Consider the following 12,015-nt stretch of genomic DNA (forward strand, 5'->3'; position numbering starts at 1 on the left):
GTGGAAGTAAGGAATGGGACATCGTATTCAGTTTGACCGCTATCCAGGTGGTGTGATGAAAGCGTTAACGCTCAGTTATGACGATGGAGTGGTGCATGATCGCAGACTGGTGGAGATCTGTAATCGGTATGGTCTGCGGGGAACCTTTAATCTGAACTCCGGTACCCTGGGTAATCCAGGCCGCATTGAGGCTGGGGAAGTCGCTGAACTTTATACGGGGCATGAAGTAGCCGTTCACACGGTTACTCACCCTACGCTGCCTTATGTTCCGAATGAACTATTGACTGAAGAGATTATCGAAGACCGAAAAGCATTGGAGCAACTCGTCGGTTATCCGGTACGAGGCATGGCTTATCCCAACGGAGGGTATGACCGTGCGTTAAGTACCAAGCTGGAGTGGCTCGGCATTGATTATGCCCGTACCGTTGAATCACATGACAGATACACGTTGCCAGATCGGCCGCTTGAATGGCATCCGACGTGTCATCATAACCATGATCTGGCGGGGCATGCCAAACGTTTTATCCAACATTCCAAAACAGGTACACCACTATTACTCTACGTCTGGGGTCACAGTTATGAGTTCAATGACAACGACAATTGGGAGATCATCGAACAGTTTGGTGAGCAGATTGGCGGCAGGGACGATATCTGGTACGCGACAAACATCGAAGTGATTGCATACTGGAAAGCAGTGCAACGACTGGAGTGTTCAGCTGATCGATCCATCATCCATAATCCGTCTGCCATCCCGGTTTGGTTTACGACTGACCAGCAGGTTGTTGAAGTGCAAGGCGGAGAGACATTGCGGCTAAGCGAACGAATCAAGGTATAAGGAAGGGAGCTGACGATCATTCGTTATTTTCATGAGAACGAGGCGATTGCAGGCAAGGTGTACGATTCAATTCCAGATATATTAACTACGGTGGCTCAGCGTTATATTGGTGATCATCCGAAACATTCCTTTTTGTTCAGAGCTTATCATCAGGGAGGTTTCCGCAGGCTAGGGGATTATCGCTACGACCTGAATCTGAATGAGAAATGCCTAGAGGTGCGTGCTGGGCAATACGTGTATGTATGGGGCAAGTTATGGAGCGAGCAGAATACAACGTTAAATACGGGCCTGAACTGTTATAGTCCGGTGACGATTTACGTGAACGGTGAAGAGGTATTCAAGTCCGAGTTGTTGCAGGAGTTATTTCCCGAGCGAAGAACCCAGATTCCAATTTCCGTTAACTATGGCTGGAATGATGTGTTGCTGTGTTTTGTCAAAACAGAAGTGGGATTCGGCGGTATCTACGGAACAGCCTCGTTCAAAAATTTCCCGCTGCACTTCCTCACTCCTGGGGCAGATCGTCAGGGTCAGGAAGGCTGGTTATATTCGGAACCCGTCGATGAACCTGTATTATCTCTTCCTCGTGACGGCATGACGGAAGAAGAAACGGGCCTTTCCTGGTATCCGCGAAGAGGGTGGACAGATGAGGAGCAGAGCGCAGGTTCATTTGCCCGGATCTTTGGTACAGAAAAGCCCGCTGTTGCCTACGCATGGTCCAGATTGGATGTAACCTTGCCAGGATCAAAGCCAGTTATTTTACAAGGGTTTCATGATGGAGCTTTGACCCTGTATGTGGATGGCACGGAAGTATACTCTGCTGGAGGTAGTGGTAACTTTCAAGTTGAACTCCCGCGAGGTTACGGTTCCTCTGATTTGATCGCAAAAGGTGAAATCCAAACACTTGGCTGCTCATGGGGATTCACGTTGGAAGATGCCGAGCGCTCGGGTTCCACAGGCTGGAGACTGAAATCGCCTCATCCGGTTGCAGGGTGCTCTGATCCCTGGCTGTACACAGGTGTGTTTGCTCCCGGTGCTGAACCATCCCACGCCGACATCGTGAGAACCGATACCGTATTTGATGATGGCGCACAAGGTGTGTATTGGCGGGTAGATCTTCCCGACACCCATGTTCGTCCTTACCTGGAAAATACACATTACGGAAAGTGGAATTATCCGCTTGGAGTTACCCTGCTTGGACTTCTCCAGACGGGACAGGAATTGGGACGAGATGATTACATTCAGTATGTACGGCAACATATTGAACTGAGTACTTCATTTGACCGCTATGGTCTGTGGGATCGGGAAGGGTACGGTGCGGCAGGAATCAATAATCAACTGTCTGCCATCGACAGCCTGGATGATTGCGGTTCGTTTGGGTCTACGCTGCTTGCTGCGATGGAGTTTGGCGATATTCGTGGGGGAAGAGATACCGCGGATCGGATTGCGGGTTACATTACGGATGAGCAGGAGCGTCTGGAGGATGGTGCCTTTTACCGGGTTCGCGGCAGTGGGGAGATGCGTCAGGAGACGATGTGGTGTGATGACTTGTACATGAGTACACCTTTTCTAATGCGTTATGGTCAGTTGACAGGTGATGCGACGTATTGGGATGATGCGGTCAATCAGTTCTTGATGTTCCGTAAATACCTCTACCTTCCCGATCAACAAATCATGTCCCATGTGTATGATTTTGTGCGTGGTCGGGCGACAGGTATTCCATGGGGACGCGGGAACGGATGGGTGCTCTTCTCTTTAACCGAATTGTTATCCATCCTGCCACATGATCATGTGAAACGGTCGGAACTGCTAACTTTCTATCGTGATTTAAGTCAAGGTTATCTGGCGCTGCAAGGGGGAAATGGACTATGGCATCAGGTGCTGAACCGCCCGGATTCATATGAAGAAACCTCCTGCACATCCATGTTCATCTACGCTTATGCCCGTGGTATTCGGGAAGGCTGGCTGGAACAGCCTGAGCCTTATCTGGAGGCCGTACGCAAAGGATGGGAAGGCATAACGCGCTTGTCGATTGATTATAAAGGTAATATATACGGGGTATGCCGGGGTTCGGGGTACTCGTTTACCGCCTTGTATTATCGCGATGATCTGGGATGGAATCTGAACGATACCCACGGGATTGGCATTGTGCTCTTGGCTGGCATTGAAGCGCATAAAATGAATCAGCAGCTCCGTGAGGCGCATATCGATTCTTCGGTTACAGCCGCACAGCGCTGATGTTTGACGCAACGAAACGAATGTATGTGGATAGTCTTCTATAGGTAGATTACCAGCTAAAGAAAGCGGCAATGCCCTCAGGCTTGCCGCTTTTAGTTTTATTCCAATCCCGAATCTGATCTGCATAATAACAATATATAAATACACTTACCTTCACCCAATAATATGAATAACTCCGTTTTTAGCACGCATTAAAATAGCTCCAGTTGCTCCGGTCCTTCTTCCTGCTCTGGTTCAGTACGGTCAGGAAAAGGCTTCACTGGCTGGTCCAGCAGGTCCATCATCATCTGGGCATTCGCCGCTGCATCGCCACCGGAGTTGTTGTTGAAAATAACGTAGACATCCTTGCTTTGCTCCTGCAATTGCTCCAGATAACCTTTCCACTCCAACAGCTCTTCCTTATTGTAACGGTACAAATAACGGGTCTCGCGCCAATTGGGCGCACCATTCTGATGCCAGCCGGACACGTTGCGTCCGTGCATGCGAACCAGTGTCATCTCCGAATCCGTCGCCTGTGGAACGATGGGAATGGAACCTGGACCCGCCTGAGGTTCGTCACAGACGCTGTGAATCCATCCTTGCTCTTTCAGGAACGCAAGCGTGCGCTCTCGCATGTCACCTTCATACCAGCTACGATGACGAAATTCGAGGGCACACGGAATACCTTCCATTCTCAGTTTCACTTCACGAAGCTCTTTCACGTTGTCCTTATTGCACTCAAACCAGGGCGGATATTGAAACAAGGCTGCCTGCATCTTGCCGGCTTCAATGACCGGTTCCAGTGATTCCCGAAAAGCCTTATACATCTCCGACGTGCTGGTGAAGTAGGGCTTGCCCCGTAAATGTCCGGTCATTCCCTGATAGGCTTTGATGATAAAAGCAAAGGATTCGGGCGTCTCTGCAGCCCACCGTGCCATTCGATCCCGCGGCTGAACGGCGTAGAAGGAACTATCCACCTCCACGGTGGAGAAGTACTGTCCGTATAGACTGAGCTTGTCTTTGGCTTTGGTACGGTTTGGATAGAGATCTTCCTGATCCCCCCATCCGGTAAGTCCGATGCGAATCATAAGAACACCTCCTGTTGCTTTTTGAACAACCTCTTATAATTAACCGATTTACAGGCATATGTCTAACATTATATCGTGTGAATTTTGGCTCTTCAATGTTGGAAAATTACTGGAATTTTTTTGAGTTTGCAGAATAAAGACGTTACAATACATTAAAGCTAGGGGAAATGATCAGGCCTGTACAAAGCGTACTATAGATAGAGAGCCAGTGACCAAGTGGAGGGCGAGAATGGAGGACGGAGAACAACTGAAAGTATTACGTGCCATTCATCGTATGCTTCGCCCGGGTGGCAGCTTTATAATTGATTTTATGAATACGGCTTTGATGTCCATGAATTGATAAATTAATTTGTATAAAAGATAATATAATAATACCTTTAAATTATAAGGAGGATACTTAGAGTGGATCATGTTGATAACCAAATCCTTTTACACCTTCAAAATCAAGCTAGGATTTCCATGACTGAACTCGGTAGATTGGTGGGGCTATCCCAACCTGCTGTAACGGAAAGAGTCAAACGGATGGAGGAAAAGGGAATTATTCAGGAATATCGCACGATCATTTCTCCGCAAAAAACCGGAAAAAATGTTGCCGCCTATTTCCTGTTTAGTACTAGAAACTGTAATATTTTTCTCGATTTTGCTCGGTCGTCCCCCTTTGTTGTCGAGTGTCATCGTATAAGCGGAGAACACAATTTTTTAATGAAAGTCATTGCCGACTCTACATACGCACTTGAAGAGTTCGGCAATGACTGTGATAAATATGGAACGTATACGATTCTAATTGTTATGTCTTCACCCATTGATTATAAACCCATCATTCCATCTCTCGAAGAGTTGAAAAATGAGTCTATCCACTCTTTGTTGTGAATCCATGTTCTTTCGCTTTCCATACTACGAGTAGCGCAATGAGTACGAGAATAAGCATAACCCATGGAAATGAGAGGACATCAACTGTTACAAGAAGGGCCGCACCAATTAACCCGCCAGCGCTTACAGCCAAATTCCATGCTGTTACCAGCATAGACTGAGCCACGTCCACATTATCACCAGAAGCTTCAGCTACAGCCGTTTGAAGCAGTGAAGCGGCTCCGCCAAAAGTCAGCCCCCACAATGCAGCAGCCAAAAAGATCCCTACTGGCTGACTGCTACTTATCCCAAACATCATAGATGCTAGGGCAAAACCCGCAAGGCTGCATAGTATCAATGGACGAAGCATGCGGTCAATCCATATTCCTGTAATCCAGAGCCCCACAACCGATGCAATACCAAAAACAAATAGTATAATGTCAACACGTTGACCAAGCCCAACTTGAGCGAGGTAAGGCGTAATATATGTGTATAGAATATTGTGAGCTAGTACCCATATTAGTACGACAAACAAGATAGGGCGAATCCCCGGTTTAACGAAAACTTTATGAAGGGGAAGTCTCTTATTCGTTGATTGACCAGCAAAGTCTGGAACTTTTAAGAGTATCCAGACGATTAACAAGACAGTAAACACTGACATGATTCCAAAAACTGTACGCCAGCCTACAAGATTACCGAGTATTGTTCCTGCGGGGACACCAAGCGCCATAGCCAAAGGTGTACCTATTCCTGCTACCGCCATAGCTCGACCTTTGAGCGAATCAGGTACCATGCGGCTAGCATAACCTGCTAACATTCCCCACAAAACACCTCCGGCTGCACCTGCCAAGAATCGGGCAATAAGAGTTATTGTGTAACTGGAAGATAGAGCTGTAACACTGTTAAACAAGAAAAAACAAATCAAGCTTAGCAACAACAGTGGCCGCCTCCGCCAACCGCGTGTAGCTGTAGTTAGGGGAATTGCTGCCAAGACAGAGCCAAGGGCATACAACGTTATGAATTGCCCAGCTAATGCCTCTGAGATTCCAAGTCCTTCGCTTATCTGTGGCAATAAACCAGCCGGAATGATTTCAGTTAAGAGACTTATAAATCCAGCTAAGGCAAGCGGAATTAGCCCTACCCATGGGAGGCGGACAGAAGATGCAGCATCCGCAGTGTTACTATGTGTGGTTTTAAGTTTTTTCAATTTATGCCCTCTCCTTTTGAAAATCTTGTACTTACAAAAATATTGCTCAATTGGCATATATAAGCTTATCAAATCAAATAGCAACCTTACATAATCGAATTAAAGTAAATGTATTTTTAAACCTATATATTATATTTAGAATGAGGATATTTCCTTTGATTTTAATGTAAGCGTTGTTGCCACTTAAAAATTCATGAATCAGATCCATAACAGATTAACTGTTACAGACAATATTTGAGACTTATAAATAGATACCTCTACAGATTATGTTAAACAACCTCTCTAAGAAGGGAAAAACTTCTATTCCTCGAATTTTTTTGATTATGTATTTAAAATTAATGAACAGAATACGATTCAAAAATAAGCTATAAGTTAACTGAAATAAAGATAGGAAAAGAAGGTAGTCCAGAATAAAATTCTGGCTACCTTCTTTATTCAAACGGTTCTTTCTATTAAAGCTGGGTTTTTATTAACGTTGATTTGTGTAAATATTATTCATTTATGTACATGTTTTAAGTGCTCAAGGTTAATTATGTACATTTTAATAATGTTGTACATTCAATAAACAGAGTATTCCCTCGTGTGCATTTTGGCTCTTCAATGTAGGACGTGTCTCAAAACTCACTGAAGTACCTCTTTTACCGCCTTTTCGCCCCCTGCTGCGTCACTTTCCCTTGACGTGCCCCGGCACGCCGGCGGATAACTTTCTGGCTTGGAACGAAAATTTGGCAAAATCCGCTTCCTTCAGAGTTTTTAGACACACCCTAGATGATCTACTGGAATTTTTTGAGTTTGCAGAATAAAGACGTTACAATACATTAAAGCTAGGGGAAATGATCAGGCCTGTACAAAGCGTACTACAGATAGAGAGCCAGTGACCAAGTGGAGGGCGAGAATGGATGACGGAATGGTATGAAAAGAGTTTTGGAGAAGATTATCTGCTCGTATACAAGCACCGGGATGTGCAGGGTGCCTATCAGGAAGTACATAAAATGATCAATTGGTTGAAGCTTGAGCCTAACTCTGAAGTATTGGATCTATGCTGCGGTATGGGACGGCACTCATTGGCACTTGCTGATGCGGGATTACGAGTGACCGGAGTTGATCTGTCCGATGTGCTTCTACGTGAAGCGCGCCTAATGGACACCGAACACCGAGTATCGTGGTGTCATGCAGACATGCGTGAACTGCCGTTGAAAGGTGGCTTTGACGCTGTAGTTAATCTGTTCACATCGTTTGGTTATTTCCTGGAGGACGGAGAACAACTGAAAGTATTACATGCCATTCATCGTATGCTTCGCCCGGGTGGCAGCTTTATAATTGATTTTATGAATACGGCTTATGTGACTCGGCATCTGGTGCCACACTCCGTCCGAGAGGATGAGGGGCAGCGGATTGAGGAGTATCGCAAGATTGAGGATGGATTTGTGCAAAAGGAGATTCGCATTACGGATACCGCATCCGGACATGAACCGCGGGTATATCAGGAGCGTGTGAAGTTGTACACACGGGATCAACTGAGTCAGATGTTAAGTGCCGCCGGACTCCGGGTAGATCAGGTACATGGCGGCTATGACGAAGAGAAATATGACGAGCAGACTTCTCCACGCATGATTTTTGTGGGTCGTCGTCCTGTCGAGTGAACAGAGACAGTCTGGAAGGGGGATAACATGAAGCGAACAGAAGAGATGCCCATGACAGAGGGCATACACCGGGTTAAGATCAGCATGTCGTTTCCCTTACGATGGGTGAACAGTTATGTGTTATCAGAACCGGATGGAAAGATAACCATTATAGATCCGGGACCGCGTAATTCGGAAACAGAACAGGAGTGGAGTGAAGCACTGGCAGATCTTGGCCGGACCTTTAGCGATATTCGTCAAATTGTACTCACCCACCATCACCCCGATCATCTTGGGTTGTCGGGTTGGATGCAACAGATGATGGGGGCACCCGTTCGAATGTCCACACGCTCCCGCCAAGAGGCCGATTATATGTGGGGACCAGATTCACGCATTAATACAAAATTACCTGATTTTTATGGTCGTCATGGTATGCCGGAAGACAAGACTGAGCAGATACATGAACATATGAAGGCATTTACTTCGCAGATCACGCCACTTCCAAATGTGACACCCATTGAAGATGGCGAGTGGCTCGATATGGGCGGGAGACGTTGGGTTGCTGTGGAGACGGGTGGACATGCCCCAGGCCATTTATCCTTTTATGCGCCGGAGTCCATGGAGATTCTGTGCGGAGATGCAGTTTTGCCACAGATTTCACCAAATATCAGTCTGCAACCCGGCAGTGACCCTCAGCCATTATTGTCTTATATGGAAGGATTGCAACGTCTCGGGGAGCTGAACGTCAAGCAGGCGTATCCGGGGCATCGGAATCCTTTTGCCCAGTTCACCGAACGGACAGTTCAATTGCTGGCTCATCACGAGGAACGTCTTCAGAAGATGACGGAGCGAATTCAGGAGTCACCGGCGAATGCTTATGACATCTGTGTGCACATGTTTGGGAATCGGCTGGGTACCCATCAACTGCGGTTTGCCATGAGTGAGACGTTAGCCCATTTGCAGGAGTTAATTCGACGCGAAGTAGTGAAGCAAGAGCAACAACCGGATGGCGCGTTCTATTTTCGATTTTAACGGAATGATGATATCGATATGAAATGATAATACGATCTTATATAGAGGCTCGGGACAGGAAATTCACCTGTTCGGGGTCTTTTTAGCCTTTCTTAACGGTTCATTCATCTATTTTTAAGCCAGCGCGCCTATGATACATCTATGAACTTCGCTAAAGAAAGCAGGGAAGAGCGATGACCAGAAGAAAACGGAATCAATGGAGAAAATGGCAAGCTTCAGCGGCAGCAACGTTGACTGTGGCTGCACTCTTTCAATATGTAAGAACTTCGGATGCCTTTGATGTGGCCTATGCAGCAGCGAATGGCACAGATACAAGTGTTACTGCTTCAAGCCAAGTGGATACGCATGATGATGTGATGGATGAATGGATCAACAGTACAACGGACAGCAACAACTGGAACACGCAGGACAATGACAATGATGATAGTCAATATAATGGAACATCTGATAGCACACAAGCAGCTCAGCCAGATCAGAGCGTGAGTAACAAGGATAATTATTCAGATTCTCAGCGTTTTGGACAAAATAACCAAAGTACAGACTCCGGATACAGCAGTGGCAGCTATCAGTCACGTACAGGTGCATCATGAGCCGCACAGAGCAAGTTGCTCGTCCGCTCCGATTTCAATTCCGTGCGATGAACACGGATGTTGAAGTGCAACTGTCCGCTGGGCGGGAAGAAGCTGAACATGCAGCAACCGTGGTGAAGAATTGGTTTGAGACGCAGGAGCAGCGCTTCAGCCGATTTGTGGCAGACAGTGAACTGAATCGTCTGAATGGTTCGACCGGATGGATGCCCATCTCCGCTGCGATGGATGAAGTTTTGAGTCTAGCCTATGGATATATTGGACTGACTGAAGGGATTTTTCAACCGGGTATCTCGCAGGCTCTTCAGGCTTCGGGATATGATCTAAGCTTCGAGAAGGTGCAGCAACGACAATTGCAACGTCCATTAATTGAACGCATATTGCGAACGAGAACACCTGAATCATCAGGCGGGATGGAAGATCGATATGACCACAGCCGTCCGAGCTGGATTCAGCGGGAAGGTAGTCGGATGGTTCATCTGGACCCCGGAGCTGAGTTGGACCTGGGAGGCATTGTTAAGGGCTGGGCAGTGGAGCGTATCGCAGACTGGTTGCAGCGAACATTGCATATTCCAGCGGGTCTGATTAACGCGGGTGGAGATATCCAAGTATGGGGCACATCAGACCATCCCCAGTGGACCTTGGAAGTAGCAGATCCTTTGCATGATCAGGAGAATGTGTCAGGTGTGGTTCGTTTACAGCGAGGAGCTGTTGCCACTTCGGGTATTTCCCGCAGACAATGGCAGAATACGGATGGAAGCTGTGCACACCACCTCATTGACCCCCGGACGATGGAGTCGGCAGATACGGACGTATTGCAGTGTACCGTTATGGGACAGCATGCTTCGCAATGCGAGATCATTGCCAAGACGGTATGCATTCTGGGAAGTGCCGAAGCCGTGGGCTGGTTAAACCGACATTACGATCGGCATGACGTCCTGTGGATGACAAGGGAAGGGATTACTTATTTTAGAGGGAATACGGATACGCTTGCTGAGCACTGGCTCGGTTTTGATCCGGATCATCGCTTCAGTCTGATATAAACGAGGACAAGTCTAACAGATATGGGGGAGCCGGTTATGGCACAATGGATTGTAGATTACCTGCCGACGTGGAATATCATTCGAATTAGTGGGATAGCTGCTTATGTACTGCTCTTTGCTGGTGTGTTTCTGGGCATTGCGCAAGGGATGCCTATGGCCAAAGGTAAACCAAAAGCAGCCATGTTCAAATGGCATACTCGAACGACCTGGCTCGCCTTCGGACTTGGACTCGTGCACGCATTAACGTTATATATTGATCACTATAGCCCGTTTACCTGGGGAGAACTTCTGATTCCTTTTACAGCTTCCGTGCATCCGATCGGCAGTGGTCTGGGAACGTTAGCCTTCTACGGATTAGTGATTGTCCTGTTATCCAGTGATCTGCGGAACAAGCTGGGCCGTAAATGGTGGTTCATGTTCCACCTGTTGTCCTATCCGGTGTTCATTGGTCTGCTGGTTCACGGCATGGTTACCGGAACGGATTCTGGCAATATCATCATGCGGATGATGTATGTATTTACCGGACTCAGCATCGTTGGAATCACTGTGCTGCGTGGCATGTTGCGAGAACGCAAAGGCCCGGAAATCACGATTGGACCGAAACGGGCAACATCTGGTTCACCTTCCGAGCAGAATTGGGTTGAAGGTTTTGGTTTGGTGGGAACGGTACGACCTAAACATCTGAAATAATAACATGTGGATTATCCAATATGTTCGTTACACATGCAAAAGAAGCGGCCATCAGGCCGCTTTTTTCATGAATAGTTATTTCCTCAAACAGTTATTTCACGAAGCATCCACACATGTCCAATGTTCCACATGGCTTCAGATATGAAACGGGTTACGCATTATACAGCGTCATCACTGACAGGTTTTTCTCCCAGTGCTTCTTCAAGCTCGGATTGTTTGCGATGTGCGATCCGACTGCTTGCTGCCGATGCAATCGCACCGACAATATCATCGAAGAACGTGTGGACAGGGCCCAGGCTCTTGTCATTCAGTCGTTCAAGCACCCCTGGTTTCAGCTTGTCCACATAACCATAATTCGTAAATCCAATGCTGCCATATACATTGACGATGGAGAATGCCAAAATCTCATCCACGCCATACAGTCCTTCATCGTTCTCAATCATCTCCTGCAAAGGAGATATGAGCTGCCCCTGTTCTGCCAGAATATCAAGCTGAATCCCGGTCAGAACAGCGTTCTGTACCTCGCGTTTACGGAGAACCATCTCCACATTTTCAATACATTCTTCCATCGTAAGACCTGGATAATATTTTTTCTGCAATAACATGACCAGCTCTGCGATCTCAGGGATCGTGACGCCCCGCTTATGCAGCCATTCCCTTGTTGCCTCCGCGACCTTGCGGCTATTCAGGCTGTAAGGGATTTTTTCTTGCTCAGGATGTTCCATGGGCGATTCCTCCTCTGAAGTTAGCAATGTCCCTACTCTTGCTTCCTAATACGTTATTAACCTGTTTTACGTTTCTTTAAGATAATATATAAGTTTTCAGCAAAGCGATTATCTTTTAGTTAT

Annotated in this window: 11 protein-coding genes; 8 read left to right on the top strand and 3 right to left on the bottom strand. The window is 46.9% G+C overall.

Annotation, left to right across the window (positions count from 1 at the left end):
• The first annotated feature begins 13 nt into the window (after window positions 1–13).
• Both QF041_RS26880 and QF041_RS26885 read left to right on the top strand, forming a co-directional pair.
• Window positions 14–835, top strand: a complete 822-nt coding sequence (locus QF041_RS26880; RefSeq protein WP_307416303.1) for a polysaccharide deacetylase family protein — start codon at window positions 14–16, stop codon at window positions 833–835.
• A 57-nt stretch (window positions 836–892) separates the two neighbouring features.
• Window positions 893–3,070 carry a glycoside hydrolase family 88/105 protein gene (locus QF041_RS26885; RefSeq protein ID WP_307416304.1) on the top strand — a complete coding sequence of 726 codons (2,178 nt, stop codon included), beginning with the start codon at window positions 893–895 and terminating at the stop codon, window positions 3,068–3,070.
• A gap of 191 nt (window positions 3,071–3,261) precedes the next feature.
• On the opposite strand, the gene QF041_RS26890 is transcribed toward QF041_RS26885, so the two are convergent.
• The gene (locus QF041_RS26890; protein WP_307416305.1) at window positions 3,262–4,137 is read right to left on the bottom strand and encodes a DUF72 domain-containing protein; all 876 of its coding nucleotides are present in this window, start codon (window positions 4,135–4,137) and stop codon (window positions 3,262–3,264) included.
• Between the two features lie 402 nt (window positions 4,138–4,539).
• Here QF041_RS26890 and QF041_RS26895 point away from each other — a divergent pair, with 402 nt between their 5' ends.
• Window positions 4,540–5,007: an Lrp/AsnC family transcriptional regulator gene (locus QF041_RS26895; protein WP_253502936.1), complete on the top strand. Its 468-nt coding sequence runs from the start codon at window positions 4,540–4,542 to the stop codon at window positions 5,005–5,007.
• Here the strand turns inward: QF041_RS26895 and QF041_RS26900 are convergent.
• The gene (locus QF041_RS26900; RefSeq protein ID WP_307416306.1) at window positions 4,988–6,250 is read right to left on the bottom strand and encodes an MFS transporter; all 1,263 of its coding nucleotides are present in this window, start codon (window positions 6,248–6,250) and stop codon (window positions 4,988–4,990) included. The genes QF041_RS26895 and QF041_RS26900 overlap by 20 nt on opposite strands.
• Window positions 6,251–7,092: 842 nt before the next feature.
• Here QF041_RS26900 and QF041_RS26905 point away from each other — a divergent pair.
• From QF041_RS26905 to QF041_RS26925, 5 genes are all read left to right on the top strand, one after another.
• Window positions 7,093–7,836, top strand: coding sequence for a class I SAM-dependent methyltransferase (locus QF041_RS26905; RefSeq protein WP_307416307.1), 744 nt, complete (start codon window positions 7,093–7,095; stop codon window positions 7,834–7,836).
• A 27-nt stretch (window positions 7,837–7,863) separates the two neighbouring features.
• Window positions 7,864–8,847 carry an MBL fold metallo-hydrolase gene (locus QF041_RS26910; protein WP_307416308.1) on the top strand — a complete coding sequence of 328 codons (984 nt, stop codon included), beginning with the start codon at window positions 7,864–7,866 and terminating at the stop codon, window positions 8,845–8,847.
• Between the two features lie 173 nt (window positions 8,848–9,020).
• Window positions 9,021–9,437, top strand: a complete 417-nt coding sequence (locus QF041_RS26915; protein ID WP_307416309.1) for a hypothetical protein — start codon at window positions 9,021–9,023, stop codon at window positions 9,435–9,437.
• Entirely contained in the window at window positions 9,434–10,477 is a 1,044-nt protein-coding gene (locus QF041_RS26920) for an FAD:protein FMN transferase (protein WP_307416311.1), read from the top strand. Before QF041_RS26915 ends, QF041_RS26920 begins: the two co-directional genes overlap by 4 nt.
• A gap of 36 nt (window positions 10,478–10,513) precedes the next feature.
• Window positions 10,514–11,167: a ferric reductase-like transmembrane domain-containing protein gene (locus QF041_RS26925; protein WP_307416312.1), complete on the top strand. Its 654-nt coding sequence runs from the start codon at window positions 10,514–10,516 to the stop codon at window positions 11,165–11,167.
• Window positions 11,168–11,325: 158 nt separating this feature from the next.
• Here the strand turns inward: QF041_RS26925 and QF041_RS26930 are convergent, their stop codons facing one another.
• The gene (locus QF041_RS26930) at window positions 11,326–11,892 is read right to left on the bottom strand and encodes a phosphatidylglycerophosphatase A family protein (RefSeq protein ID WP_091037633.1); all 567 of its coding nucleotides are present in this window, start codon (window positions 11,890–11,892) and stop codon (window positions 11,326–11,328) included.
• Window positions 11,893–12,015: the final 123 nt, after the last annotated feature.

The organism is Paenibacillus sp. W2I17, assembly GCF_030815985.1.
Taxonomy (GTDB): Bacteria; Bacillota; Bacilli; order Paenibacillales; family Paenibacillaceae; genus Paenibacillus.

Bases quoted from the DNA above. Each gene is read 5' to 3' on its own strand.
- QF041_RS26880 (WP_307416303.1), top strand. From the start codon at position 14: ATGGGACATCGTATTCAGTTTGACCGCTATCCAGGTGGTGTGATGAAA.
- QF041_RS26890 (WP_307416305.1), bottom strand. From the start codon at position 4,137: ATGATTCGCATCGGACTTACCGGATGGGGGGATCAGGAAGATCTCTAT.
- QF041_RS26900 (WP_307416306.1), bottom strand. From the start codon at position 6,250: ATGCCAATTGAGCAATATTTTTGTAAGTACAAGATTTTCAAAAGGAGA.
- QF041_RS26905 (WP_307416307.1), top strand. From the start codon at position 7,093: ATGACGGAATGGTATGAAAAGAGTTTTGGAGAAGATTATCTGCTCGTA.
- QF041_RS26910 (WP_307416308.1), top strand. From the start codon at position 7,864: ATGAAGCGAACAGAAGAGATGCCCATGACAGAGGGCATACACCGGGTT.
- QF041_RS26915 (WP_307416309.1), top strand. From the start codon at position 9,021: ATGACCAGAAGAAAACGGAATCAATGGAGAAAATGGCAAGCTTCAGCG.
- QF041_RS26920 (WP_307416311.1), top strand. From the start codon at position 9,434: ATGAGCCGCACAGAGCAAGTTGCTCGTCCGCTCCGATTTCAATTCCGT.
- QF041_RS26925 (WP_307416312.1), top strand. From the start codon at position 10,514: ATGGCACAATGGATTGTAGATTACCTGCCGACGTGGAATATCATTCGA.
- QF041_RS26930 (WP_091037633.1), bottom strand. From the start codon at position 11,892: ATGGAACATCCTGAGCAAGAAAAAATCCCTTACAGCCTGAATAGCCGC.